Source organism: Stenotrophomonas sp. PE591, from assembly GCF_018320795.1.
GTDB classification, from domain to species: Bacteria; Pseudomonadota; Gammaproteobacteria; order Xanthomonadales; family Xanthomonadaceae; genus Stenotrophomonas; species Stenotrophomonas maltophilia.
The window spans coordinates 346,689-371,661 of record NZ_JAAOKO010000004.1 but is presented as its reverse complement, the minus strand read 5'-3'; the positions used below and the strand labels follow the sequence as shown (position 1 = coordinate 371,661).

Here is a 24,973-nt window from a genome sequence, read left to right as displayed (position 1 = left end):
CGGAGAACGCCGCCCCATGGATGTACTGGAGCCGCAACAATCCCCGGTGCGCACCCTTCGGCCTGTGTTCGCCTTCGCGGCGATCGTTGTCGTGGCGTTCGCGCTGTTCGTCAGCCTGTTCCCGCTTGGTGCGGGCCGCCTTCTGCTGAAGGCACAGGACTGGGCCGCACTCAATGTCGGCTGGTATTACCTGCTGGCGATGACCCTCTACCTGGTGTTCGTGGTCGGCGTGGCGCTGTCCAAGTACGGTGGCATCAAGCTCGGCGCCGACCATGACGAGCCGGAGTTCAGCTACCTTTCCTGGGCCGGCATGCTGTTCGCTGCCGGCATCAGCATCACCCTGTTCTTCTTCTGCGTTTCCGAACCGCTGACCCACTACCTGCAGCCGCCGCAGGGCGATCCGGCCGCGGGCGAGGCCGGCGCGCGCCAGGCCATGCAGCTGCTGTTCCTGCACTGGGGCCTGCACGGCTGGGGTGTGTTCGCGCTGGCGGCGATGGCGATGGCCTACTTCGCCTACCGCCACAACCTGCCGCTGGCCCTGCGCTCGGCGCTGTACCCGCTGATCGGCAAGCGTATCAACGGGCCGATCGGCTACACCGTAGACGCGCTGGGCATCGTCGCCACCGTGTTCGGCATTGGTGCCGACATGGGCTTCGGGGTGCTGCACCTGAATGCCGGTCTTGCGCACCTGTTCAACATCCCGCATTCCAACCTGGTGCAGATCATCCTGGTGGTCAGCATGATGGGCGCGGCGGTGGCCGTGGCCGTTTCAGGCGTGGAGAAGGGCGTGCGCTGGATGGCCAACATCAACATGCTGCTGGCGATCGCGCTGGTGCTGTTCATGCTGTGCGCCGGCCCCACCCAGTACCTGCTCAGCACGCTGATGCAGAACCTGGGCGACTACCTCGGCAGCGTGGTCGGCAAGAGTTTCGATGTGTACGCCTATGGCGGCCGACCGGAATGGCTGGGCGGCTGGACGGTGTTCTACTGGGCCTGGTGGATCGGCTGGGCGCCGTTCGTCGGCCTGTTCATCGCGCGCATCTCGCGTGGCCGCACCATCCGCGAATTCGTGTTCGGCGTGCTGCTGATTCCGCTGGGCTTCACCCTGGCCTGGCTGTCGATCTTCGGCAACAGCGCGCTGGACCAGGTGCTGCACCACGGCCAGCAGCAACTGGCACAACTGGCGGTGGATGATCCACCGACGGTGCTGTATGCACTGCTGGATGGCTACCCGTGGAGCCGCACAGTGATCGCAGTGACGGTGCTGGTCAGCTTCATCTTCTTCGTGACCTCGGCCGACTCGGGAGCGGTGGTGTTGTCCACGCTGTCCTCGCACGGCGGCGCGCCGGAGGATGATGGTCCGCGTTGGCTTCGCGTGTTCTGGGGCACGGTGATCGCAGTGCTGACCGCCGGGCTGCTGCTGGCTGGGAGCATCGATGCGCTGAAATCGGCGGTGGTGCTGGCCTCGCTGCCGTTCTCGGCGATCCTGCTGCTGATGATGTGGGGGCTGACCCGCGCCTTCAGTGACGAGTCGCACCGCAAGCGCGCGCTGCAGTACCGGCCCTCGCCGCTGATCGGCGACGATCGCCATCACCAGGGCTGGCGTCAGCGCCTGAGCCAGGCCATGCACTTCCCGGTGCGCGACCAGGTCTACCGCTTCATGGACGATACGGTGAAGCCGGCGATGGAAGCGGTGGCCGAACAGCTGCGCGGGCAGGGCTGGGATGTATCCACCCGCTTCGAGGCCGGCGACATGGAGCTGACGGTGAACCACGGCGAGCAGCAGGACTTCCTGTACCGGGTGATCCTGAGCGGCTACCTGACCCCGTCGTTCGCCGCCCAGCAGCTGCGCAACCAGCGCTACTACCGCGCTGAAGTGCATCTGTTCGAAGGCAGCCAGGACTACGACCTGGTGGGCTACAGCCGCAAGCAGATCATCAACGACATCATCAGCCAGTACGAACGGCACCTGCAGTTCCTGCACCTGAGCCGGTGATGCGGTGGGTGCGGACCGTTGGTCCGCACACCCCTGCAGAGCCGAGCCCATGCTCGGCTCTGCAGGTGGCGCATCAGAACCGGTAGCGCGCCCCCAACGAGACGAACTGCCCGCGCAGGTTGTACTGGCTGATGTCGAAACCATTGGAGCCACCGGCCGGGTCGAACGGCGGGTCCTTGTCGGTCAGGTTCAGCACCGACAGCGACAGCGTGGTGTTGGGAATCCCTTCGTACGCCACGTACAGGTCCAGCTGGTGATACGGCTTGATGCGATCACGCAGGCCGGGGTTGCTGGTCGCTGTCGCCACGCGCTGGTCATAGCCGCTCACGTACTGCAGGCTCAGCGTGCTGCTCCAGTCGCCCACTGCCCAGTTCAGCGACGTAGTGCCGCGGGTGCGCGGCAGTGCGCCGTGGCGGTTGTTGCCGGCCCCTTCATACGGTGCCTGACCGGCCACCAGCGGCTGCTTGAAGCTGAGCAGATGGGTCCAGCTGCCGGCCACGGTGAAGTTGCCCCAGCCTTCGGTGCGGAAGGTGCGGTTGGCTTCCAGGTCCAGCCCCGAGGTAGTCAGCTCGCCCTGGTTGGCATACTGGTTGGTGATGAACTGGATGCGCCCCTGTGCATCACGCTGCACGCGGCCGGGGAACAGCGTCGGGTTGTCGACGATGAACTGCGCGCTGTCCGGCTTGACCAGGTTGTCCTGCTCGATGCGGTACCAGTCCAGGCCGATGTTGGTATCGCCATCGGGCGACCACACCGCGCCCACGTTGAAGTTGCGCGAGCGTTCGGCCTTCAGGTCCGGATTGCCGGTGCGGATGTTGGTCACGCCACGGCTGCCACCGGGCTGCAACGGATCCAGCGGATCGATCACCGAGCCGTAGCTGACGGTCTGGCCCGGCGCGATCTCCGGCAGCGACGGTGCACGGAAGCCACGCGAGAACGAACCACGCAGCAGCAGGCTGTCCAGCGGCTGCCAGCGCAGCGCCACCTTCGGCGAGAACGCGTTGCCGAAGTCGTCATAGTGATCGCCACGACCGGCCACCTGCAGCTCCAGCGTGCGGTGCAGCGGCACGCTCAGTTCGGCGTAGGCGGCGCTGACCTGACGCTCGCCGTTGACCACGTTGATGGCCGGGCGCAGTTCGGTGCCCGACAGCACCTGCGCACTGGTGCGCGCGTCCAGTGATTCCTTGCGGAACTCGGCACCCCAGGCGAAGCCGACCGCGCCGGCCGGCAGCTCCCACAGCGAGGTCGAGGCCTTCACGTTCAACGAATGCAGCTTGTACCAGCCCGGACGCTTGGTCTGCAGGCGCAGTGCATCCAGCGCGCCCGGCGTGCTGGACGGGTTGAGGAAGTTGTAGCTGCCATCGCGCAGGATCTGCCCGAACGCGTAGCGGTTGACGAAGTTGTCGACGTATTCGCGCTGCGCGCTCTGCGAGGTCAGCGCCGCCACTTCCCAGTCCCATCGCTCGCCGCTGCCACGCACGCCGGCCAAGGCGCGGTAGAACACCTGGGTGTTGTCCTTCAGGCGCGGGCCGAGGTCGAAGAACGTGTACTCGAACGGCAGCGGCGTGCTGCCCGGGTTGTTCGGGTGGCCGACCGGCAGCACCGCCGGCACGTCGATCAGGGTGCCGGTGGCCGGGTTGTACGCGCGCAGGCCGGGGCCGACGGTCAGCGGCGCGCTGAAGATCTGGTCGGCCTTGTTGTGGCTGTACAGCACATCGGCGAAGGCTTCGACGCTGTCGTTGAAGCGGTAGGTCGCGCTCAACGACGCCTGCAGGCGCTCGGCGCCGGGCTGCAGGGTCTTGAACGGCTGGGCGTTGAAGGCGCAGGCCTGGCCGGGCAGGGTGCTGCCGAAATCGCTGTACGGGCGCAGCTGGCTGCCATCCGGGCAGTTGGCGAACGGTTGCGGTGCGCGCGGGTTGGACAGCCAGTTGCCACCGGCGGTGGACCAACCGGCCAGGCGACCGCCGGGCTTGTCGCGGAAATCGCCGCTGCGGGTGTAGGCACGCTGGTCGGCGTCGAGGCGATCACGCTTGAGCAGGTCCAGCCCGAACAGCACGTTCCAGCCCTGCTGTTCGAGGTCACCGAAGCCAGCCAGCAGGCTGGCCTTGCGCTCGTTCAGGCCGCCCTGGGTGGCGGTACCGAAGCCGCCGCCGACTTCCACGCCCTGGAAGTTCTTGCGCAGGATGATGTTGATGACACCGGCGATGGCATCGGAACCGTACACCGCCGAAGCGCCGTCCTTCAGCACTTCGATGCGTTCGACCGCGCTGATCGGCAGCGCGTTGAGGTCGACGAAGGTGTCCTGGGTGTTGAGCGCGAAACCGAAGTTGGAGACGCGGTAGCCGTTGACCAGCACCAGCGTGTTCTTCGGAGACAGGCCACGCAGGCCGATCGAGGCCGAGCCGGCGGCGAAGCTGCCGGTGTACTGTTCGTCGAAGCTGTTGCCGGCATTGGCCGACAGGTTGCGCAGCACGTCGGTGAGGGTGGAGCGGCCGGTCTGCTCGATCTGTTCGCGGCTGACGATCTGCACCGGGTTCGGCCCGGCGGTATCGCTGCGCTTGATGTTGGAGCCGGTCACCAGCACGGCGCCGAGGGTGGTGCTGTCCTTGCCGGTGTCGGCGGATTCAGCGGCGCCGGCTGCGCCGGCGGTGAGGCCCAGCGCGATCGCGCCGGCAAGCAGGTTCAGGGTGGTGCGGTACATGGAAGCGACAACGCCGAACGGGGGAGGAGCCGTCAGTACCGCACGCAGGCACGTGCGCCTTCCAATGACGAAAGCGCATTCAGTTATACATCACAGGTTCTTAACGAAAGTCGGTGCCTCCGTTGGAGCAGACCCACTCGGTGGGTGCGGCACCGATCTTTGGTGGGTGCGGACCGTTGGTCCGCACACCCTGCAGGGTCACAGCCCTTTCCCTGTGGAAAGAAGCCTTATCCCCCCGCGCTACGCGCGAGAGTCGACTGACAGTCGACTCTACCGGGACAGCGCCATTACCGGGACAGCGCCATCCGCTGAGGCATCAAGGCCGCAGCAGCACCTTGCCGTTACGGCCCGAACCGGCGCCAGCCTTCGCTGCCTGGGCGATGTCGTCCAGTGCGAAGATCTGCTCCACCGGCAGGGTCAGTTCGCCGCTCGCCGCACGCTTCAGCAGTTCGCCAACCAGCCGGCGCTTGTCCTCCACCGCCATCGCCTGGCTGACCTTGCTGCCCCAGAAACCCTTCACCGTGGCTTCCTTGTAGATCAGGCCGCCGGCGGGAATGCGCATCGGTTCGCCGCTCATCACACCGAACGACACCAGGGTGCCGTGGTGGCCGAGCAGGTCGACCAGGTCACCGCTGGCGTCGCCGCCGATGGAGTCCACCGCGGCCGCGGCCTGTGCTTCGCCGGTCGCTTCACGCACGCGATCCTTCCAGCCGTCCACCGAGGTGTCGAATACATGATCGATGCCCAGCGCCTGCAGCTGCGCGACTGCATCGGCATTGCGCACCAGGTTGGCCACATGCACGCCACGCGCCCGAGCCAGCATCGCCAGCGACTTGCCCACCGCGCCGTTGGCGGTGTTCTGCACGATCCACTGGCCCGGCTCGACGTGCAGGAACTCCAGCAGCATCAGCGCGCTCAGCGGCATGGCAATCAGCTGCGCGGCCATTTCGTCCGGGATCGTCTCAGGCATCGGAATCACCATGCGTGCCGGGGCGATGAAGGCCTCGGCCCAGGTGCCGTGCACCGAGGCAGCGGCCACCCGCTGGCCGATCTGCAGGCCGTCGACGCCATCGCCGAGTGCGTCGACCACGCCCAGTGCTTCACTGCCACCGATCGCCGGCAGGGTCGGCTTGTAGCCGTACAGGCCGCGCACGGTCAGCAGGTCGTGGTTGTGGATCGAGGCCAGCACGGTGCGGATGCGCACCTCGCCGGGGCCGGGCTCGGGCAGGGCGGCGTCGGCGATGGCAAGGACGTCGGCCGGATCGCCGAAGGAGGGGTACTGGGCAGCGCGCATGGGCGGTGTTCCGGGGAAAGTTGATGTTGTACCGAACTGGGGACGCAGGCGCTGTCGACAAGGCGCCGCAGGTGCAACACGGCATCCTGCGACTGATCGTCGCGACATGTGTTGATTACCGCATCTTGTGTTGACGAGTTCGGATATCCCCACTATGTTGTGGCCGTCACTCCCGGTCAGCCGCCGCCGCCGGACATGCAGCAAACGTCCCGCGGCCCGCCCCTGAGGCTTGCCGTGTCGACGCGGCCGCCATCGTGCGGACGCAGGTCGCCCCCACGGCCCGGATACCGGCCGCAGGCGCAGGCAGATGCCGACGACCTACGTTCCCGTGCCCTGGCAATCCACCCGTTCGCCCCGTGCGCCGGTATCGCGTTCAGGGCCGCCATGGCATCGACCGCCAACGCGCGCGCGCGCCTGGAGTTTCACCACCATGACCGACAGTACCTTCCGCGTGGCCGATCTGGCCGGCGCTGGCGACGCCTTGCGCGCCGGTGGCGAGCGCGTGCCGACCTGGATCACCAAGGAGGCCGGCAACCGCCGCCTGCCGTTCGAGGCCGAACGCCTGCAGCGCAGCATCGACGCCGTGCATGCCGAGTTCCCGCAGCTGGACGTGAGCGACTACCGCCGTGTAGTGCAGTCGATGGTCGAACGCAAGCCGAGCATCAGTGCCGATGACCTGGTCGATCTGCTGATCCGCGAGGCCGAGTCGCGGGTGGACCTGGTTGCACCCGAGTGGGAACAGTTTGCCGCGCGCATCTACCTGCGCCGCCTGTACAAGCGCGCCAGCCGCAACCGCTTCTACGACGTCGGCCTGAAGTACGGCTCGTATGTGGGCCTGCAGGAAAGCCTGGCCGACCGCGGCATCTACAGCAACGACATCCTACGCTGCTACTCGAAGGAAGAATTGCAGCAGGCCGGCGAGATGATCGATCCGGAGCGCGACCGACTGTTCGCCTACAACGGCCTGTACCTGCTGGCCACGCGCTATCTGGCCAGCGATCGCAGCCGCGAGGTCTACGAGCTGCCGCAGGAGCGTTGGCTGACCATCGCGCTGTACCTCATGCAGGAAGAAAAACCGCGTGAGCGGCGCATGCAGCTGGTCGGCGAGGCGTATTGGGCGCTGTCCAACCTGTACATGACGGTCGCCACACCAACGTTGGCCAATGCCGGCAAGGTGGGTGGGCAACTGTCCAGTTGCTTCATCGACACGGTGGACGACAGCCTGCAGGGCATCTATGACTCCAACACCGATATCGCCCGTGTGTCAAAGCATGGCGGCGGCGTTGGCGCCTACCTGGGCTATGTGCGCAGCAGTGGCGCACCGATCCGTGGCGTGGCCAATTCCTCTGGCGGCGTGGTGCCGTGGATCAAGCAGCTCAACAACACCGCGGTGTCGGTCGACCAGCTTGGCCAGCGCAAGGGCGCGGTGGCGGTGTACCTGGACATCTGGCACCGCGACATCGAAGCGTTCATGGACCTGCGCCTCAACAATGGCGACCAGCGCCTGCGCGCGCACGATGTGTTCACCTCGGTGTGCGTGCCGGACCTGTTCATGGAGGCGGTGGAGCGCCGCGCCGACTGGTACCTGTTCGACCCGCACGAGGTGAAGCAGGCAAAGGGCTGGTACCTGCAGGACTTCTACGACGAGAAGCGCGGCGCGGGCAGCTTCCGCGACCGCTACGCCGAACTGGTGGCCGACGAGCGCATCAGCCGCCGCACGGTGAAGGCCATCGATCTGTTCAAGCGGATCATGCTCAGCCAGCTGGAGACCGGCAACCCGTTCCTGTTCTACCGCGACGAGGTCAATCGCCGGAACCCGAACAAGCACGCGGGCATGATCTATTCCAGCAACCTGTGCACCGAGATCCTGCAGAACATGAGCCCGACGCGGATGATCCAGGAGATCGTCAGCGGCGACCAGATCGTCACCACACGCCGTGCCGGCGATTTCGTGGTCTGCAACCTGTCCTCGATCAACCTCGGCCGGGCGATCAGCGCACCGGATGACCTGCTGGCCACCGATGTACTGGAGCGCCTGATCCCGATCCAGGTGCGCATGCTCGACAACGTGATCGACCTCAATGCGTTGCCGGTGCCGCAGGCCACGATCACCAATCGCAAGTATCGCGCCATCGGCCTGGGCACGTTCGGTTGGCACCACCTGCTGGCGCAGCAGACAATCCAATGGGAATCACCGGATGCCGAGGCGTTGGCCGACCGGCTCTACGAACGCATCAATTTCCTGACCATCCAGGCCAGCGCGCAGCTGGCGAAGGAGAAGGGCAGCTACCCGATGTTCGCGGGTAGTGACTGGCACAACGGGCGTTACTTCCGTGACCGCGACTACAGTGGCGCCGCGTGGGACAGCCTGGCCCACGAAGTGGCCACGCACGGCCTGCGCAACGGCTGGCTGCTGGCGGTGGCGCCGAACATGAGCACGGCGCAGATTGCCGGTTCCACCGCCTCCATCGACCCGATCTACAGCGCGTTCTACTACGAGGAAAAGAAGGACTTCCGGCGGCCGGTGGCGGCGCCGGGCCTGTCGCTGGAAACCTGGCCGTACTACGAGAAGGGTGCCTACAAGGTCGACCAGTTCGCCAGCGTGCGCCAGAACGCGCGCCGCCAGCGCCATGTCGACCAGTCGATCAGCTTCAACCTGTACGTGCCCAGCACGATCCGCGCCAGCACGTTGCTGGAGCTGCACCTGAGCGCCTGGCGCGAAGGCCTGAAGACCACCTACTACGTGCGCTCCAACGACATCGACATCAGCGAATGCGAGTGGTGCTCCAGCTGATCAATGGTAGTGCCGGCCGCTGGCCGGAAACCCCGTGATCTTCGGTAGTGCCGGCCGCTGGCCGGCAATCCCGCGATCTTCGGTAGTGCCGGCCGCTGGCCGGAAACCCCGTGATCTTCGGTAGTGCCGGCCGCTGGCCGGCAACCCCGTGATCTTCGGTAGTGCCGGCCGCTGGCCGGCAACACGATAGAAAGAGAACGAAGGCAGAAAACCATGGCAACTCCCCTCGACCGCATCAAGATCCTCGAACCGCGCCATCCCAACCGCAGCACCGGCATCATCAACGGCCGCACCAGCGGCATCCTCAACTGGAACGACATCCCGTACCCGTCGTTCTATCGGGCCTACAAGGAGCTGTCCACCAACTTCTGGATTCCCGACGAGGTCGACATGAAGCTGGACGCTCGCCAGTACGGTGAGCTGAACGCGCGCGAGAAGAACGCCTACGACTCGATCATCGGCCTGCTCGCCACGCTGGATTCACCGCAGACGCGCTTCATCTACAACGTCGCGGAGTACATCACCGACCCGGCCGCGCACGCCAATGCGGCGATCATCGGGCAGCAGGAAGTGATCCACAACGAGAGCTACAGCTACGTGCTGGCCTCGATCACCGACCTGCCGAACCAGAACCGCATCTTCGAGATCGCCCGCACCCATCCGACCATCATCAAGCGCAATGCGCCGATCATGGGGGCGTATGACGATTTCATGCGCGAGAAGACCGCCGAGACCTTGCTCAAGTCATTGATCCAGTCCTCGATCCTGGAGGGCATCAATTTCTATTCCGGGTTCGCATACTTCTACAACATGGTGCGGCAGAACCGCATGAACGGCACCGGCAAGATCATCAGCTTCATCAACCGCGACGAGCTGGCGCATACCAAATTCATCAGCGAGCTGATCCGCGCCATCATCGGCGAGAACCCGGAGCTGCAGACCAATGAGCTGACCGCCTACGTACACCAATCGTTCGAGCATGCCATCGAGCTGGAGACGCAGTGGTCGTCGGAGGTGCTGGATGGTATCGACGGCATCGACGTGGACGAGATGGTGCGCTACGTGAAGTACCGCGCCAACAAGATGGCCGGCATGCTCGGCATCGAACGCCTGTACAGCGATACCACCGACAACGTGATGCCGTGGATCAAGGCCTACGCCGACAACTTCACCGAAACCAAGACCGACTTCTTCGAGATGCGCAATGCAAGTTACAAGAAGACCAACGTCGACAACGGCTTCGACGACCTGTGAGTCCGGCGCCGCGCTGAGCATCCTGGTGGTGGTCGCCTCGTTGAGCGGCAACACCCGCGAGCTCGGCCGGCAGATTGCCGAGCGCTGCCGCGCTGCCGGCCATTCGGTTCACTGGCAGGAGGCTGACGACCTGCGCCAGGCGCCGCCGCTGGCGGCCGATGAGGCCGACCTGGTGCTGCTGGGCTGCTGGACCGACAACGCCGGCCGCACGCCGTCGGAGATGAAGGCATGGGTGGCCGGCATCGCCGAGCGCGGCGAGCGGCCGCGGCAGCTGGCGGTGTTCGGCACCGGCGAAACGCAGTGGGGGCAGGAGTACTACTGCGGCGCCGTGCACCGCCTGATCCGCTACTTCCGCAGCGACTATCCGCCGCTGGAAATCGAACAGATGCCGCATGGTAAACGCCATGCGGGGGCCATCGAGGCCTGGACCGACGCGGTCCTGGCCCACTATTGGAGCAACACCGATGCAGATCATCGACGCCACCACGCCTGAGCAGTTCCGGCAGCTGCTGGCCGAGCACCCGCGGGTGCTGGTGGATTTCCACAAGGACCAGTGCCCGGGGTGCCGGATGCTGGAGATGTCGTTGCACCGGGTGGCCAACAGCGTGGCGGGGCAGGGCACGACCCTGCTGCGCGTGCAGCTGGAAGTGCTGGGTGAGGCGTTCTTCAGGGAGCTGGGGCTGCGGCAGACGCCGACGCTGTCGCTGTTCCGTGACGGTGACGAACGTACGCGCCTGGCCGGATTCCAGTCGCCTCAGCAGATCGAGGCCGCGATCGCGTTGCATCTGTAGCGTGGAGATGGTGGGGTCGGATCCCTTGCCAGAGGCAAGGGCTCTGGCCCCGCATCGTGTAAAGGCATCCACGCATGGCGTGGATCTACTTGGGGCAGGACCGAGCCCGGCGTTTGGCATCACCCGCCGCTGAAGGTATCCACCAGCAGCTTCACGTTCAATACCACGATCACCAGCGCGATCACCCAGGCGATCGCGCCCAGCCAGCGCGGTGCGACCAAGGCGCCCATCGTCATCTTGTCGGTTACGATCCGCACCAGTGGGATGATCGCGAACGGCAGCTGCATCGACAGCACCACCTGGCTCAGCACCAGCAGCTTTACCGCGCCCTGGTCGCCGAACAGCATGATCACCACCACCACCGGAATGATTGCCAGTGCGCGCGTGATCAGCCGCCGCAGCCACGGCGGCAGGCGCAGGTGCAGGAAACCTTCCATTACGATCTGGCCGGCCAGCGTGGCGGTCACTGTCGAATTCAGGCCCGACGCCAGCAGGGCCACCGCGAACAACGTCGCCGCCGCCCCCACGCCCAGCATCGGCGCCAGCAGCTGGTGGGCCTGCTCGATGTCTTCCACGTCGAAACGGCCATTGGCATGGAACACCGCCGCCGCCAGGATCAGGATGCTGGCGTTGATGAACAATGCGAGGGTCAGCGCAAGGGTACTGTCGGTCACCGCCCAGCGCAGCGCGCTGCGACGGCCCTCATCGGTGCGCGGGTAGGCACGGGTCTGCACGATCGACGAATGCAGGTACAGGTTGTGCGGCATCACCGTGGCACCAATGATGGCGATCGCGATGTACAGCGCGTGCGGATCGGTCACTACCTGTGCGCGCGGAATGAAGCCGCCCAGCACGTCCATCACCGGCGGTGCGGCCAGCGCGATCTGCACCATGAAGCAGCCGAAGATCACCATCAGCAGTGCGATCACGAAGGCTTCCAGCGCACGGAAACCGCGGTTCATCAGCAGCAGCACCAGCAGTGTGTCCAGGGCAGTGATCACCGCGCCCCACAGCAGCGGCAGGTCGAACAACAGCTTCAGCGCGATCGCGGTGCCGATCACTTCGGCCAGGTCGCAGGCGATGATCGCCGCCTCGCACAGCGCCCACAGCGCCAGGTTCACCGGTTTCGGGTAGCGCGCGCGGCAGGCCTGGGCCAGGTCCATGCCGGTGGCGATGCCGAGCCGCGCCGAAAGCGCCTGCAGGATCACCGCCATCAGGTTGGAGATGAGGATGACCGACAGCAGCAGGTAGCCGAAGCGCGAACCGCCGGCGAGGTCGGTGGCCCAGTTGCCCGGGTCCATGTAGCCGACCGAGATCATGTAGCCCGGGCCGAGGAAGGCCAGCAGGCGGAACCACCAGTGACCCTTGTCGGGCACCGCCACCGAGGCGTTGAGCGCGCCCAGGCTGGCCGCAGTGGAGGCCGAAGGGTCGCGGGGTGCCAGGGTGTTCATGGGTCCGAATATAGCTCCTGCTATAGTCATTAGCAATGTGAAACAATCGTCTTTATCGCGTTACTGGTCCAGAATTCAGGTTCAACACCGGATCACCCCGGAAGGACAGGCGCAGGCGTGGGCAAGACCGACGATTCGACATCGCTGAAAAGCACCCCCTTGATCGAGGCCGAGCGCCAGGTCGAGAGCTTCCGGCAAGTGCGCGAGGCGCACCGGATGGAGCTGGTGGAGGACTATGTCGAGCTGATCTCGGACCTGCTGGCCGACGGCGGCGAGGCCCGCCAGGTCGACATCGCCACCCGCCTGGGCGTGGCCCAGCCCACCGTGGCGAAGATGCTGCGGCGTCTGGCCCGCGATGGCTGGGTGGTGCAGCGGCCGTACCGCGGCGTGTTCCTGACCCCGGAAGGCGAGGCGCTGGCCCATGCCAGCCGCCAGCGTCATCAGACCGTGGAGCGTTTCCTGCTGGCGCTGGGCGTGGACGCGGATACCGCGCGGCGCGATGCCGAGGGCATCGAGCACCATGTGAGCGAGCAGACGCTGGCGTTGTTCGAAGCGTTCGTGCGCAAGGCCGAGGGCGGGGCGCCGTAACGGTAGCGCCGGGCCATGCCCGGCGGCATTTCGCGCGACCCTACAATCCAGGCGGGCAGCGTGCCTGTTCCTGCGCGCACGCCCGTTTCGTCCATTCCTTCAACACCGGCTGCAGGCCTTCATAGCGCCGGCCTTGCCAGCCATTGGCCAGCACCTGGCCGTCGGCATCGATCAGTACCAGATTCGGCGGTGCCAGCCCAGCCAACGCCTGCAGTGCCGGCATGCGCGCGGTGCGGCGCGGGTCCAGCACCGGCCACGGCATGTCCTGCGCGTGCATGTAGCGGCGCAGCGCGGCCTCGCTCTCATCCAGGCTGACGTACACCACTTCGGTATCGGCGCCGGCCTCGCGCAACGCGTCGCGTACGCTGCGCAAGGTGGGTACAAAGGCATGGCACGGTGCGCACCAGTCGGCGCCGAAGTACAACGCCACCAGCTTCGGCGGCGGCGTCCATTGCATCGGCCGCAGCGAGCGCTGTTCCGGCCGCATCAGCGAGGCCGAAACCTGCGCGTGCAGGTCCGTGGCCATTGCGGGTGCGCCCAGCAACAGGGCGCTGACCAGCGACAACGTTCGCAGCAGCTCAGAACGCATAGCGCAGGTTGACGTACCACGAGCGCGCGAAACGCGGCCCGTAGACATAGTCGCTGTCGCGCAGCGCGCCCACTTCCAGATCCTTCTGGCGCTGATCGAACACGTTCTTGACGCCAGCGGCTACCGACACTTCCTGCTGCGCCTGCGCGCCCAGATGCCGGTGCCAGCGTGCCCCGAGATCGGTGACCAGGAACGAGCGCGTACGGTGCAGCTCGCCCAGCCGGTTGTTCAGCACCGACATCGGCCCGGTATGGCGCAGCGCGACGAAGGTCTCCCACGGTTTGGCCGGCATCCAGCTCAGCTGGGCCAGGCCGGTCCAGCGTGGGGTCTTCAGGTAGTCGCGGCTTTCGATCACGGTGTCGCCACCATCGCCGGTGTCGTCGAAGATGCGCTGTGGTTCGCGGAAGCGCGAGCGGTACCACGAGGCACCGGCGGTCAGGCGCCACTGCGGAGACGGCTGCCAGCCGAGGTTGGTTTCCGCGCCCAGCACGTTTGAGCCGGAGGCGTTGTAGCGCAGCTGGCTCAATTGCCCGTCATCGCCACGCTGGATCTCACCCAATGCGAAGGTGTCGCGGATGCGTGCATAGGAGGCCGTGGCATCCCAGCTCCACACCGGATTGGCCGGGTCCGAGCGCCAGTCGAAGCCGAACAGGGTGGTCAACGCGCGCTCTTCCTTCAGGCCGTCGGTATTGCGCACGCGCACCTGCTCGCCCCCCAGCGTGTCGACATGCACGTCCTCGACGAAGATCTCCGGAGCACGGAAGCCGGTGGCGATGCCCGCCCGCCACTTCAGGTTGGATGTGGCCTGCCAGGCCAGTGCGATGCGCGGCGAGAACACCGCGCTGTCCAGCTCCGAGCTCTTGTCCACGCGTGCACCCAACACCAGGTCGACGTTGTCGCGCAGGCTCCACTCGTCCTGGATGAAGGCGCCCAGGTTGTGGAAGGTCGCATCCTCCAGCACCGCAAGACGCTGCCCGTCACCGGTGCGGTTGTCGTCACGCAGCGCCTCGTGCTTGTACTGCACGCCGAAGGCCAGCGCGTGCGCACCCAACCGCCAGTTCAACTGGCTGTCGATGTAGTGCAGCGGGTTGTGGGTGCGGCCGTACTGGCGCCACGAACGCGAGGCCGCGCTGCCGGCCACGTTCGGGTCCAGCTGCGACGGGTCATAGCCGGGCGCGGACGGATCGGTGACTACGTCGCCCAGACCGCCGTAGAAGCTGTCGCGGTCAATGTCGGCGAAGGCGTAGGCGAGGCGGAAATCGACGTTGGCATTGACTTCCTGGTCCCACGACACGCTGCCGCGGCGGTATTTCGTGTCCAGCGATTCGGCGATGTTGGCCAGGTATTCCGGCTGGTCCAGGCGGTTGCCGCCACGCCGGGTTTCATCGGTCACCTGCAGGTCCAGGCGCAGCCGCGTGCCCGGCGTGGGCGCATACCAGGCCTGGAGCCCGCCGACCTTGAGGTTCTTGCGGGTGATTTCGGTGTAGCCGTCACCGTTGTAGTCGATGCCGCTGTTCCAGTTGCGTTGGGCAATCACTGACAGGCCGGCGTCTGCTTCCTTGGCCACCAGGTCCAGTCGCACGTCGGCGTTCTTCTGCGGCGTGCCTTTCAATACATCCACGCCGGCCTGCACATGGCCACCGCTGCGCGCCGGCAGCGGCGGAATCAGGTTGATCACACCGGCAACCGCACCCGGCCCATACAGCGCCGAACCACCACCCTTGACCACTTCGATGCGGTCGACGAACCCGGCCGGGATCTGTTCCAGGCCGTACACGCTGCCCAGCGTGGACAGCAGCGGGATGCCATCGAACAACAGCTGGTTGTAGGCGCCGGGCAGGCCCAGCAGCTGTACTTCGCTGGTGTTGCAGTTCTGGCAGTTGCTTTCCACGCGCAGGCCGTTGATCAGCTCGGCGGCACGCGAGAAGTCGGTGGCCGCGCGCAGCGCGATGTCTTCCTTGCGCAGCACTTCGGTGCGGATCGGGACATCGGACAGCAGGCGTTCGCTGCGGGTGGCGGTGCTGACCTTCACCTGCACGCGATCCAGCTCGGTCGGCTTCGGTGTGGCGGCCAGTGCGGGCAGCGGCAGGGTCAGGGCGATGGCGGCGGCCAGGGGCAGCCGATGGAAGAGGGGTGTGGCAACGGGCATGAGGGCGTCGTCCTTGGGAGAGGAAAGGCGGCGAGGGCGACCTGGCTGACGCATATGAAAGCAGAGGGTTATAGAGATAGCAAAGGCTATATAAATAAGTCGATGCAATCACGAAGCCGAAAGCGGGATCAGAACATCGCGGACGACGGTGTTATAACATTACAAATTAGCGCCAGAACCCTGCCGGATGTCATGCCCGGCAGGGTGCGAGAGGAGTTCAGGAACGCCGCCCCAGGCCTGGGCCCGGGGCGGCGTTGGCCTTACCAGGCGGCGCGCAGGCCCACCTGGGCACCATGGTTGCGGTAGCCGCTGTCGCCACGTTGCACACGCAGGTCACCCCATGCGCTCCAACGCTGGCCCAGCTGCAGCTGGGCACCGGCCTGCACTTCGTAACGGTTCTCCGGCGTCTTCGCGCTCAACGACTCGCTGTTGAAGCGCATGGCCTCATCGCGCTGCCCGCGCAGCCAGTTCGCCGCCAGGAACGGCTGCACGCGGTTGCCCTGCAGCGTGCTCTGGCCAAACAGGCGCAGGCCGAGGCGGCTGTTGAGGCCGCCGCCGCGACCGTCTTCGACCGTGGTGCCATTGTTTTCGACCAGGCTGTCGCCGTCGTAGTCGGTCCAGGTCAGCTGCGCCTGCGGCTGCAGGTACAGCGTGCTGGCCTCACTGCTGCGGATGGCCCAGGCATAACCGGCTTCCAGCGATGCACTGCGGGTCCTGGAATCGTAGGTCTCGCGGGCGATGCCTTCGCCCTGCACCTCGTTGTCGAAGCGCGCCGCCTGCAGCCAGCCGTCCACATACAGGCCGGCACTGCTCTGTGCATCCTGCACCCAGCCCAGGTAGACACCGGCCGACTTGCCCTTGACCTTGCCGCGGGTGCCATAACCGCTCAGCGTCGACACCGCCTGCGTGGTCGCTTCGCCGGTGCCGAGCATCACGCCGACCTGACCGCGTCCATCGCCCCAGCGCCAGACGTCGCTGCCCAGCTGCAGGGTGTTGATGTGGGTACGGGCATCGACCTGGCCGGCCACGTTCGCCTGCAGCTGGTCACGCCCGGCGCGCACCCAGGTGCCGATGCGGGCGCGGTCGAAGCCGGGCTCGCCGCGGTCATGGCGGCGCAACTGGAACATCTGCACGGCCGCGGCCTGGTTGGCCAGGTAGGCGCCCGGTTCCGGACGCAGCACGGGGACCGGATCGGTGGGATCGGTGGGATCAACCGGGTCCACAGGGTCGACCGGATCCACCGGATCCACCGGACCAGTGCCCTGGCACTCCGGCAGCGACGGATTGATATCGCACGGATTGCCGGTGTAGGCCGAGGTCAGGTACCAGTTGCCGTTGGCGGCGCCGGGCATGCCCTTGCGCAGGAAATACTCGTACATGCCGCCGATGGCGCGGCCCTGCATGGCAAAGGTTGCGGTGGAGGTGCCATCGACCTGCACCAGCGGAATGCCGTTGACGGTCTGCGCACCGGCGCCGTTGATGTTGTTGACCACGATCCGGGTGCTGCCGCTGGCATCGCCGGTGACGTGCACCTTGGAGGTTGGCGCATCATCGCCGGCCATCACCGTATTGAAGTGCAGCGTGCCGCCCTGGCCGACATAGTTGCCGTTGACGGTCAGCTGGCGGAACTCACCCGGCCCGAGCAGGATGTCGCTGCCCGCGCCGAGGGTGAGGTTGCCGACGTTGCTGTCACCGGACAGCATCCAGCGGCCGCCCTGGTCGACGATGACGTCGGCCGGGCCGAGGATGCGGCCGGTGAGGTCGAGGCCGTCAAGGAAGCGCAGCGTGCCGCTGGCGGTATCGGCAATGGTGAAGTTCCCGGCCAGCGTGGAAGTTCGGCCGGTAAAGTCGAACAGGGCACCTGCATTGGCCTGCAGGAGGTTGCCGTTGCCACCCTTCAGCGTGGCGCCGTTCTGCACGATGAAGCGGTTGACCTGCGGAGTTGAGCCCGCGGCTTGGGCGCTGAGCGCTGCGCCAGCGGTTCCTTCCACGGAGGAGCCATCGATAAGCACGTACCACCCATCCGGGCCCATGGTGGGTTGGCCGCCGGCGTTGAGTCGGCTGTAGATGCCATCCTGTGCGCCGACGACGGAAGAACCGCTGCGCAGTTCCAGAATGCCCGCCAGCATCTCGACGCCGTGCACATTGCCAGCAAAGGCCGTCGATGAGGCACGGATGGTTCCGCCACCCGAAATGCGCGATGCCGTGAAAGAACTTTCGACGCGGCTGTTTGAAATGGCGATGACTGTGCGCGTCGATGCCGGGTTGGACAGTACGGCACCGGTGTTCAGGCCGACCAGCGTGCTGCCTCGGATGTCGCCTACGGAATCCGTCAACGTGACCTGGCCGGCGGATGCGTTGCTGAGGGTGAGTGCCGAAACTTGCGAATTTACTGAGCCGACGCGAGTGCCATCGACGGTCAGCTGCGAATTGCCGCGGAGCGTGAAGTCCTCCCCGACCCAGACATGGCCCGGAACGACCGTAGCGGATGCGCCGTTGGTCAGATCAACGGCCGCGGCCTCCATGGAGGGCACGAGAATCAGCCCGGCGAGTGCAAGCGCCAACCGCGAACGGACAAAAGTGGAAGGAAACTTCGGCGTGAACTGCATCATGCGCATGGGTGTTTCTCCTTGAAGCTTACTGGGGTGGACCCGCATCCGCAGGACCGGAGGCGGCACTGTGCGGATCGGGTCTTGCCTGGGCCATGCAATTAATCTGAAACGACTGCAGCGGTACTTGCCGGATTCAAACCCCGTTCAATAACTCACCAAACTGAATGGAGTGCGCGGTCTGAATAATTCAGCGTGCATGAGATCTCAGTGAATGGCGCGTGCAGGATCTCCAACCTGCGCATTCGCGACACAGTTCTGTGATGGCGCCCACGGTTCACCGGCACGGCAGTGCCGTGTGGGAGGCTGGAGTCCAGGTGTGTGCGGGTCAGAGCCCTTTCCTCTGGAAAGGGATCCGACCCAGGGGCCTCGATCAGCCGCGGCGGAACGCGGCGGGGGTGCGGGCGCCGACGATGATCATGCGGATCATCGTGGAGATCTGCTCGACCAGTTCCGGATCCTTCTCCGGCGGCAGGTCCATGGCGGTGGCGCCCATCGCGAACACCAGCCGGGTGATGGCCTTGGCCACCAGTTCCGGGGCATGCAGTACGGCGCCATCCAGTGCGGCCAGGCGTACCAGGTCGTGCTGCAGCTCTTCTTCGAAGTAGTGCAGCTCGCGTTCGACCGCGTGCTTGAAGTCGTCCGAGCCGACCGCGCCTTCGCGCAGCAGCACGTGCAGCAGCTTGTCGTCGGCGCGCAGCTGCTCCATGAAGGTCTCCACGGAAACGCGCACCACGCTGGTGGCGGTGGAGGTGGCGCGCTGGCGGGCCTCGCCGATGATGGTGCGCAGCGAGCGGCCGGCGGCGTCGATCAGCGCCACGGCCAGTTCATCCATGTCGCGGAACTGACGGTAGAAGCTGTTCGGCGCGATGCCGGCCTCACGTGCCACTTCGCGCAGGCTGAGCGTGGACAGGCTGCGGTGCGGCCCGATCAGTTTCAGGGCGGCGGCCAGCAGATCCTCGCGGCTCACCGTACGGCGGGCCGGGCTGTTGGCATCTTCGGGCGTCGACAAGGCGGTGGCGGCGGCCATGGGGGTTCCGGTGGGGCGAGGCTGAATCATACCCAATCCGGTTCAATATACACATGTATACACAGGTGTATGTGCGCCCGTATAGTTCGCTCATGAGCGCTGTCGTCCGTCCGTCCCTGTTCTCTCCGTACCGCTGGGTCTCGCCGTCGCTGTTCGATTTCTGGGCGGGCCAGCTCAATCCCCTGTGGACCCTGCGCGAGCCGGTGGCCCGCCTGGTCCGGCGTGAGCCGGCCGGCGAGGGCGCGGCGACCCTGGTCCTGCGCACCAACCGGCACTGGGCCGGCATGCGCGCTGGCCAGCACGTCACCCTCGGCGTCGAGATTGAAGGACGCCTGTGGCAGCGCAGCTACAGCCCCACCGCACTGGGTCGGCGCGAGCTGGCGATCACCGTCAAGGCGGTCGATGGCGGCCGGGTCAGCCAGCACCTGGTGAACCATGCGCAGGCGGGCGAACTGTTTCGCCTCGATGCCGCCTTCGGCGAGTTCCATATGCCGGCCGCGGCGCCGGTGCTGCTGCTGGCTGCCGGCAGTGGCATCACGCCGATGCGCAGCCTGTTGCGCGACGCCTGCCAGCGCCCGCTGGCAGCGCCGGTGGACCTGTTCTACTGGGAGCGCACCGCTGCCCATCTGCAGTTCCGTGATGAGCTGCAGGCGCTGGCCGCGGCGCATCCGAACCTGCGCGTGCACCTGCTGACCACCCGCGAGGGTGAGGTGCCGGCCGCGCGAATCGATATCCATGATCTGCAGGTGGCCGGCGATGACACGCCGCTGGCGCAGCGCCATGTGCTGGCCTGCGGCCCGGACGGCTTTGTTGCCGCCGCGCGTGAACGCCTGGCGCAGCAGGTGGCTGGCTTCCAGGCCGAAGCCTTCACCCCGCCGGCGCCGCTGCGCGGTGCCAGCAGCGAAGGCGAGGTGTCGCTGACGCTTGCGCGCAGTGGCCGCCAGCTGAGCGTGCCGCGTGGCCGCTCGCTGCTGGAAAGCCTCGAAGCCCATGGCATCAAGCCCAAGCATGGTTGCCGCATGGGCATCTGCAATACCTGCACCTGTGATCGCGTCAGTGGCGCCACCCGCCATCTGCGCACCGGCGACCTGCAGTCCGAATCGGCACAGCCGGTGCGGATCTGCGTGAGCGCACCGACCACCGACCTGACTTTGGATCTCTGAGGACGCCTGCCATGACCCGCGCTACCGACCGTGCCCTGAGTACTGCCGAGATGCATGCCTTCGGTGAGGAACTGGACGCGATCCGCGACCGTGTGATCGGCAGCCTCGGCGCCTCCGATACCCGCTACATCCGCCGCGTGGCTGCCGCCGTGCGCTGGTTCGGCGTGGGTGGCCGTGGCCTGCTGTTCCTTGCGGCGTTCTCGCCACTGTTCTGGATGCCGCTGCTGTGGCCGGCTGCGATCACCGGCACGCTGCTGCTGGCGCTGTCGAAGATCCTGGAGAACATGGAGCTGGGCCACAACGTCATGCACGGCCAGTTCGACTGGACCGGCGACCCCAAGCTCAACGGCAACACCTACGAGTGGGACATCGTTGCCACCGCCGACAACTGGCGCAAGACCCACAATTTCCGCCACCACACCTACACCAACGTGCGTGGCATGGACGATGACATCGGCTATGGCCTGCTGCGCATCTTCCCGGAACAGCGCTGGAAGCCGTTCTACCTGCTGCAGCCGATCATCGCACCGATCTTCGCGCTGCTGTTCCAGTGGGGCGTGGCCGCGCAGGACCTGCGCCTGGGCCGTTGGCTGAAGGGCCGCATCAGCGGCCGTGCGATGTGGATGCAGACCCGCCCGGTGGCGCGGAAAATGGCCCGCCAGGTGCTGAAGGACTACGTGTTCTTCCCGCTGCTGGCCGGCCCGTTCTTCCTCACCGTGATGCTGGGCAACATGGTGGCCAACGGCCTGCGCAACATCTGGACCTACGTGATCATCTTCTGCGGCCACTTCACCGCCGAATCGGAAACCTTCCCGAAGGAATGCCTGCGCAATGAATCGCGCGGCCACTGGTACCTGCGCCAGCTGCGCGGGTCGTCCAACATCAGTGGCGGCTTCCTGATCAACGTGCTGTCGGGCAACCTCAGCCACCAGATCGAGCACCACTTCTACCCGGACCTGCCGGCCAACCGCTATGCGGCCATCGCCAAGGAAGTGAAGGACATCTGCCGCCGTTACGGCCAGCACTACAACAACGGCTCGCTGCCGCGCCAGTTCGGGCAGGTGGTCTGGCGCATCCTGCGCCACGCGTTCCCGAGCAAGCCGCGCCGCCTGCCGATGTCGGACATCATGTCCGCACCGGCATCGGCCAACGCGGGCTGATCGACTCAGCCCGCTTTCGCCAGGTCCGCCTGCTCGCGGTCCAGGCGTCGCAGGAACACCTGCATTTCCTTGCGTGCCTGCTGGTCGCCCTTGCTGCCGGCCACGCTCAGGCCGCGTTGCCATGCTTCGCGCGCCGCCTGCGGCTGGCCACTGGCCAGCCAGGCCTTGCCCAGCAGCTTCCACGCCGCCGAGTACTGCGGATCAAGCACCACGCAACGGCCCAGATGGGTGGCCGCGCGCACCGGATTGCCGGCATCCAGCCAGCCCTTGCCCAGGCCGAAGCGCAGCAGCGCGCCGTCCTTGCCGGCGGCGAGCATGCATTCCAGAGCCTCGATGTTCATCAGCGCACCTCCACCAGCAGCTCGGCCGGGCCGGGCTGGAAGCGGCCGCGATGGAACAGCAGCGGCGCGCCGCCGTTCTCGTGCACTTCGATGATGCGGCCGGCCAGCAGCAGGTGATCGCCCACCGGCCACTGGGCGTGGCGGGTACAGGTGAGATGGGCGACCGCACCGGCGATGCGCGGTGGGGCGTCCTCGTCGTCATCCAGCAATGCCAGGCCGTCGAAGCGGTTGCGCACCTGCGGATCGGCAAAGCGCCGGGCCAGCGCTTCCTGGTCGGCCGCCAGCACGCTGATCGCAAAGCGGGTGGCGCGCTGGAAGGTGGACAGGCTCTGCGCGTGCAATGCGAGGTTCCACAGCACCAGGGGCGGCTGCAATGACACCGGCACGAACGAATTGATGGTCAGGCCGATGGGCTTGCCCTGCGCATCGCGTGCGCAGACGATGGCCACGCCGGTAGGAAAGTGGCCGAGCAGCCGCCGCAGTGCGCGCGGCGGCATCTGGACCGACGGCACCGGGGCCGGGGCGGGGAAGACCCCCGCCCACGGCCCGGCGTACGGCAGTGTCTCGCCGCTCATGAGGCCCTGGCCTGGCGGTAGCGCCGGCCGACCTCGGCCCAGTTGATGATGTTGAAGAACGCACCGATGTAGTCCGGGCGACGGTTCTGGTAGTGCAGGTAGTAGGCGTGTTCCCAGACATCCAGTGCGAGGATCGGGGTGTTGCCCGACAGGCCCACGGCTGCACCCATCAACGGGCTGTCCTGGTTGGCGCTGCTTTCCACCTGCAGGCGGCCATCGCGATCGCTGGTCAGCCAGGCCCAGCCGCTGCCGAAGCGGGTCTGGGCCGCCTTGGTGAAGGCGTCCTTGAAGGCATCGAAGCCGCCAAGATCGCGGTCGATGGCGGCGGCCAGCTCATCATCAGGTGCACCACCGTGGGTGCTGAGTACGGTCCAGAACAGGCTGTGGTTGGCGTGGCCACCGCCGTTGTTGCGGACCGCGCCACGCTGGGCCTCGGGCACGGCATCGAGGTTGGCGATCAGCGCCTCGACCGGCTGCTCGGCGATGCCGGCCTGCTCGATGGCGGCGTTGAGGTTGTTGACGTAGGTCTGGTGGTGCTTGCTGTGGTGGATTTCCATCGTGCGCGCATCGAAATGCGGCTCAAGGGCGTCGTAGGCGTAGGGGAGCGGGGGAAGCGAGTACGACATCGAAGCAATCTCCGTGGGGAAGGCCAGAGGGCTGGCCGTGGGGAGATCGTTATCGCACCTCAACATTGGTTGAGGTCAAGGGGCGGGGGGGTGAAATGCGTGAAAGGGAGCAAGAGCGGCATGGTAGTGCCGGCCGCTGGCCGGCAATCAGCGAAGGTCGGGTTGCCGGCCAGCGGCCGGCACTACCAGAACCCGCTTTTCGAACCTCACCGGCGCGCTGACGTGCCCGCTGCCAGCGTTATCATCAACTCAACCAGTCCTTGCACGCACCATCAACCTGTTCGCCGCACGCCTGCTGCATCCGCTGCTGCAGCCGCGCCAGCGTCTCCGCACCCTGGTGCTTGCCGCTCCACGCCTTCAACTGCCCGGCCAGGCGCTCGAAACGCTGGCGGGTGCGCTGGTGGTAACCCGAAGGCTGCGCTTCCAGTTCGGCGATCAGCGACGCGGTGGCCTGCTCGATGCGTGGTGCGTCGTCCGGCGCCAGCTTCAGCAGGCCCTCCACGTACAGCACGCCCCATTGCACGCGGGTGGCCGGGCCCTGCGCACCGTCGTAGGCACGCTTCAACCACTCCAGCGCACCGGCGGTGTCGCCGCGCTGCTCGGCCAGTTCGGCCAGCTCGGGCATGTAGTAGTACGGCTGCTCGCTGCGTTTCAGCTCGGCCAGCAACAGCGCCTCGGCACCTGCGTCGTCGCCAACCTCGCGCAGCGCATGGACCGCGCTGCTGATCGTGGCCTGGCGCGCATGCGCATCGGTGGCGGCGGCATCGGCAGCGGCCACGCGCTGCTTGACCCGCTCAACCAGGGCCGCGGGCAGTGCACCCTTCGGCTGCTGCTGGCGGGCCAGCGATACTTCGGTCAGCGCACGCGACAACGCGTCGTCGGCGCGATCACCGCGCTCGGCGTCTGCGCGCTCCAGTGCGACCAGCAGCTGCTGTCCCAGCGTGTTGCTGGTGGCCGGCCCGGCACTGGCCTGCTTGACCAGCTGCACGCCTGCATAGCCCAGCAACTCACGGTTGCGGCGCACTTCCGCCGGTTGCGCCAGCACCGCCTGCAGCAGCTCGCGTACTTCGGTGGGCGAGGCATCGGGCTTTTCGGCGGTTGCCAAGGCAAGCAGAGCGAAGCGACGCTGCAGGGCCTCATCCGGTGCCGCCTTGGACAACTGGCGCAGTACGTCCTGGCTCTTGCGCTCGCCGGCGAGGCGGTTGGCGTCCACTTCCCAACCGTAGTCGCCCAGTACCTGCCAGTCTTCGGCGGCCAGTCGGTCCGGCGTTGCCAACGCGGTGGCCAAGGTGGCGGCGACGGCACTGCGGCGGCCTGCGGCGATGGTCAGTGCCCGGGTCAGTTCGGCGGCGTCATTGCCGCCGGCCACGCGGGTGATTTCGTTGCGCCGTGGGTCCAGCACGATCAGGGTCGGATAGCCGCGTACGCCGAAGCGCTCACCCCAGGCCTGCGCTCCTTCCTCGTCGCCATCCAGATAGACCGGCACGAATTTGCTGGTCAGCGCGATGAAGGCCGGGTCCTTGAACAGGCCCGCCTTGAGCTGGTTGCACGGTGGGCACCAGACCGCGCCCCAGTACAGCAGCACCGGCTTGCCGCTGTCGGCGGCTTCGGCGAAGGCATCGTCCACATCGCCCTGGCGCCAGGCGATGGCGGACGCCGGCGCGGGTGCCTCGGCGGAGTTGGCGGTGGAAACCGGCGCCGGGGTGCAGGCGCTCAGCGCCAAAGCCAGCAGCAACACGGAAAGCGCGACGCGCATCGGCAGCATCTCGAAGGGCAGGGTGACAGGCCATTGTAGGAACCGCCGGCGAGCCCGCTGATTCAGTTTGCTCATGACGGGCGTGCTGCAGGGCATGACGCCCACC

Annotated in this window: 20 protein-coding genes; 9 read left to right on the top strand and 11 right to left on the bottom strand. The window is 66.6% G+C overall.

All coding sequences use genetic code 11. From position 1 onward, the window contains the following. The first annotated feature begins 16 nt into the window (after positions 1 to 16). Positions 17 to 1,996 (top strand): choline BCCT transporter BetT, encoded by a 1,980-nt coding sequence (betT, locus tag JLDANKMP_RS13560; protein WP_212561396.1) that lies wholly within the window; start codon positions 17 to 19, stop codon positions 1,994 to 1,996. A 73-nt stretch (positions 1,997 to 2,069) separates the two neighbouring features. Here the strand turns inward: betT and JLDANKMP_RS13555 are convergent, their stop codons facing one another. Both JLDANKMP_RS13555 and JLDANKMP_RS13550 read right to left on the bottom strand, forming a co-directional pair. Then, positions 2,070 to 4,697, bottom strand: coding sequence for a TonB-dependent receptor (locus JLDANKMP_RS13555; protein ID WP_212561395.1), 2,628 nt, complete (start codon positions 4,695 to 4,697; stop codon positions 2,070 to 2,072). Between the two features lie 316 nt (positions 4,698 to 5,013). Then, positions 5,014 to 5,991: a zinc-binding dehydrogenase gene (locus tag JLDANKMP_RS13550; protein ID WP_212561394.1), complete on the bottom strand. Its 978-nt coding sequence runs from the start codon at positions 5,989 to 5,991 to the stop codon at positions 5,014 to 5,016. Positions 5,992 to 6,421: 430 nt separating this feature from the next. Here JLDANKMP_RS13550 and JLDANKMP_RS13545 point away from each other — a divergent pair, with 430 nt between their 5' ends. The 4 genes from JLDANKMP_RS13545 to JLDANKMP_RS13530 all read left to right on the top strand — a co-directional run bounded on the left by JLDANKMP_RS13545 (position 6,422) and on the right by JLDANKMP_RS13530 (position 10,830). Next, positions 6,422 to 8,785: a ribonucleoside-diphosphate reductase subunit alpha gene (locus JLDANKMP_RS13545; protein ID WP_212561393.1), complete on the top strand. Its 2,364-nt coding sequence runs from the start codon at positions 6,422 to 6,424 to the stop codon at positions 8,783 to 8,785. A 213-nt stretch (positions 8,786 to 8,998) separates the two neighbouring features. After that, positions 8,999 to 10,039 (top strand): ribonucleotide-diphosphate reductase subunit beta, encoded by a 1,041-nt coding sequence (locus JLDANKMP_RS13540; RefSeq protein ID WP_024957408.1) that lies wholly within the window; start codon positions 8,999 to 9,001, stop codon positions 10,037 to 10,039. Positions 10,040 to 10,064: 25 nt separating this feature from the next. Continuing rightward, positions 10,065 to 10,532 (top strand): flavodoxin, encoded by a 468-nt coding sequence (locus JLDANKMP_RS13535; protein ID WP_343237741.1) that lies wholly within the window; start codon positions 10,065 to 10,067, stop codon positions 10,530 to 10,532. Continuing rightward, positions 10,504 to 10,830, top strand: a complete 327-nt coding sequence (locus JLDANKMP_RS13530) for a thioredoxin family protein (RefSeq protein WP_212561392.1) — start codon at positions 10,504 to 10,506, stop codon at positions 10,828 to 10,830. Before JLDANKMP_RS13535 ends, JLDANKMP_RS13530 begins: the two co-directional genes overlap by 29 nt. A 119-nt stretch (positions 10,831 to 10,949) precedes the next feature. On the opposite strand, the gene JLDANKMP_RS13525 is transcribed toward JLDANKMP_RS13530, so the two are convergent. Next, entirely contained in the window at positions 10,950 to 12,281 is a 1,332-nt protein-coding gene (locus JLDANKMP_RS13525) for an Nramp family divalent metal transporter (RefSeq protein ID WP_212561391.1), read from the bottom strand. 117 nt (positions 12,282 to 12,398) lie between these two features. Between JLDANKMP_RS13525 and mntR the strand changes: the two genes are divergently transcribed. Further along, entirely contained in the window at positions 12,399 to 12,869 is a 471-nt protein-coding gene (mntR, locus tag JLDANKMP_RS13520) for a manganese-binding transcriptional regulator MntR (RefSeq protein WP_005413716.1), read from the top strand. A gap of 40 nt (positions 12,870 to 12,909) precedes the next feature. Here mntR and JLDANKMP_RS13515 read toward each other — a convergent pair whose 3' ends face one another. From JLDANKMP_RS13515 to JLDANKMP_RS13505, 3 genes are all read right to left on the bottom strand, one after another. Then, positions 12,910 to 13,458, bottom strand: coding sequence for a thioredoxin-like domain-containing protein (locus tag JLDANKMP_RS13515; RefSeq protein WP_212561390.1), 549 nt, complete (start codon positions 13,456 to 13,458; stop codon positions 12,910 to 12,912). Beyond that, positions 13,448 to 15,607: a TonB-dependent receptor gene (locus JLDANKMP_RS13510; RefSeq protein WP_212561389.1), complete on the bottom strand. Its 2,160-nt coding sequence runs from the start codon at positions 15,605 to 15,607 to the stop codon at positions 13,448 to 13,450. The genes JLDANKMP_RS13515 and JLDANKMP_RS13510 overlap by 11 nt, the downstream gene beginning before the upstream one ends. A gap of 260 nt (positions 15,608 to 15,867) precedes the next feature. Next, entirely contained in the window at positions 15,868 to 17,736 is a 1,869-nt protein-coding gene (locus JLDANKMP_RS13505; protein WP_249336915.1) for an autotransporter outer membrane beta-barrel domain-containing protein, read from the bottom strand. Between JLDANKMP_RS13505 and JLDANKMP_RS22300 the strand changes: the two genes are divergently transcribed. After that, complete coding sequence (locus JLDANKMP_RS22300; protein WP_249336914.1) at positions 17,723 to 18,241, top strand: hypothetical protein; 519 nt, start codon at positions 17,723 to 17,725, stop codon at positions 18,239 to 18,241. The genes JLDANKMP_RS13505 and JLDANKMP_RS22300 overlap by 14 nt on opposite strands. A gap of 348 nt (positions 18,242 to 18,589) precedes the next feature. Here JLDANKMP_RS22300 and fabR read toward each other — a convergent pair whose 3' ends face one another. Beyond that, on the bottom strand, positions 18,590 to 19,246 hold the full coding sequence (gene fabR / locus JLDANKMP_RS13500) for an HTH-type transcriptional repressor FabR (protein ID WP_005409961.1): 657 nt from the start codon (positions 19,244 to 19,246) through the stop codon (positions 18,590 to 18,592). Between the two features lie 92 nt (positions 19,247 to 19,338). Here fabR and JLDANKMP_RS13495 point away from each other — a divergent pair, with 92 nt between their 5' ends. After that, positions 19,339 to 20,409, top strand: coding sequence for a ferredoxin reductase (locus tag JLDANKMP_RS13495; protein ID WP_212561387.1), 1,071 nt, complete (start codon positions 19,339 to 19,341; stop codon positions 20,407 to 20,409). An 11-nt stretch (positions 20,410 to 20,420) separates the two neighbouring features. Then, on the top strand, positions 20,421 to 21,569 hold the full coding sequence (locus tag JLDANKMP_RS13490) for an acyl-CoA desaturase (RefSeq protein ID WP_005413710.1): 1,149 nt from the start codon (positions 20,421 to 20,423) through the stop codon (positions 21,567 to 21,569). A 5-nt stretch (positions 21,570 to 21,574) separates the two neighbouring features. On the opposite strand, the gene JLDANKMP_RS13485 is transcribed toward JLDANKMP_RS13490, so the two are convergent. The 4 genes from JLDANKMP_RS13485 to JLDANKMP_RS13470 all read right to left on the bottom strand — a co-directional run bounded on the left by JLDANKMP_RS13485 (position 21,575) and on the right by JLDANKMP_RS13470 (position 24,876). After that, on the bottom strand, positions 21,575 to 21,910 hold the full coding sequence (locus tag JLDANKMP_RS13485; RefSeq protein ID WP_005409958.1) for a tetratricopeptide repeat protein: 336 nt from the start codon (positions 21,908 to 21,910) through the stop codon (positions 21,575 to 21,577). Then, entirely contained in the window at positions 21,910 to 22,485 is a 576-nt protein-coding gene (locus JLDANKMP_RS13480) for a flavin reductase family protein (RefSeq protein WP_212561386.1), read from the bottom strand. The genes JLDANKMP_RS13485 and JLDANKMP_RS13480 overlap by 1 nt, the downstream gene beginning before the upstream one ends. Beyond that, positions 22,482 to 23,111: a superoxide dismutase gene (locus tag JLDANKMP_RS13475; protein WP_049451607.1), complete on the bottom strand. Its 630-nt coding sequence runs from the start codon at positions 23,109 to 23,111 to the stop codon at positions 22,482 to 22,484. The genes JLDANKMP_RS13480 and JLDANKMP_RS13475 overlap by 4 nt, the downstream gene beginning before the upstream one ends. Before the next feature lie 244 nt (positions 23,112 to 23,355). Then, a complete protein-coding gene (locus JLDANKMP_RS13470; RefSeq protein ID WP_212561426.1) occupies positions 23,356 to 24,876 on the bottom strand; it encodes a thioredoxin family protein in 1,521 nt (506 codons plus the stop codon). Positions 24,877 to 24,973 lie beyond the last annotated feature (97 nt).

Coding starts and splice junctions, on each gene's coding strand:
- JLDANKMP_RS13475 (WP_049451607.1), bottom strand. CDS start 23,111: ATGTCGTACTCGCTTCCCCCGCTCCCCTACGCCTACGACGCCCTTGAG.
- JLDANKMP_RS13495 (WP_212561387.1), top strand. CDS start 19,339: ATGAGCGCTGTCGTCCGTCCGTCCCTGTTCTCTCCGTACCGCTGGGTC.
- betT (WP_212561396.1), top strand. CDS start 17: ATGGATGTACTGGAGCCGCAACAATCCCCGGTGCGCACCCTTCGGCCT.
- JLDANKMP_RS13470 (WP_212561426.1), bottom strand. CDS start 24,876: ATGCTGCCGATGCGCGTCGCGCTTTCCGTGTTGCTGCTGGCTTTGGCG.
- JLDANKMP_RS13515 (WP_212561390.1), bottom strand. CDS start 13,458: ATGCGTTCTGAGCTGCTGCGAACGTTGTCGCTGGTCAGCGCCCTGTTG.
- JLDANKMP_RS13550 (WP_212561394.1), bottom strand. CDS start 5,991: ATGCGCGCTGCCCAGTACCCCTCCTTCGGCGATCCGGCCGACGTCCTT.
- JLDANKMP_RS13480 (WP_212561386.1), bottom strand. CDS start 22,485: ATGAGCGGCGAGACACTGCCGTACGCCGGGCCGTGGGCGGGGGTCTTC.
- JLDANKMP_RS13485 (WP_005409958.1), bottom strand. CDS start 21,910: ATGAACATCGAGGCTCTGGAATGCATGCTCGCCGCCGGCAAGGACGGC.
- JLDANKMP_RS13540 (WP_024957408.1), top strand. CDS start 8,999: ATGGCAACTCCCCTCGACCGCATCAAGATCCTCGAACCGCGCCATCCC.
- JLDANKMP_RS13530 (WP_212561392.1), top strand. CDS start 10,504: ATGCAGATCATCGACGCCACCACGCCTGAGCAGTTCCGGCAGCTGCTG.
- JLDANKMP_RS22300 (WP_249336914.1), top strand. CDS start 17,723: ATGCCCGCCAGCATCTCGACGCCGTGCACATTGCCAGCAAAGGCCGTC.
- JLDANKMP_RS13510 (WP_212561389.1), bottom strand. CDS start 15,607: ATGCCCGTTGCCACACCCCTCTTCCATCGGCTGCCCCTGGCCGCCGCC.
- JLDANKMP_RS13505 (WP_249336915.1), bottom strand. CDS start 17,736: ATGCTGGCGGGCATTCTGGAACTGCGCAGCGGTTCTTCCGTCGTCGGC.
- JLDANKMP_RS13525 (WP_212561391.1), bottom strand. CDS start 12,281: ATGAACACCCTGGCACCCCGCGACCCTTCGGCCTCCACTGCGGCCAGC.
- JLDANKMP_RS13490 (WP_005413710.1), top strand. CDS start 20,421: ATGACCCGCGCTACCGACCGTGCCCTGAGTACTGCCGAGATGCATGCC.
- fabR (WP_005409961.1), bottom strand. CDS start 19,246: ATGGCCGCCGCCACCGCCTTGTCGACGCCCGAAGATGCCAACAGCCCG.
- JLDANKMP_RS13555 (WP_212561395.1), bottom strand. CDS start 4,697: ATGTACCGCACCACCCTGAACCTGCTTGCCGGCGCGATCGCGCTGGGC.
- JLDANKMP_RS13545 (WP_212561393.1), top strand. CDS start 6,422: ATGACCGACAGTACCTTCCGCGTGGCCGATCTGGCCGGCGCTGGCGAC.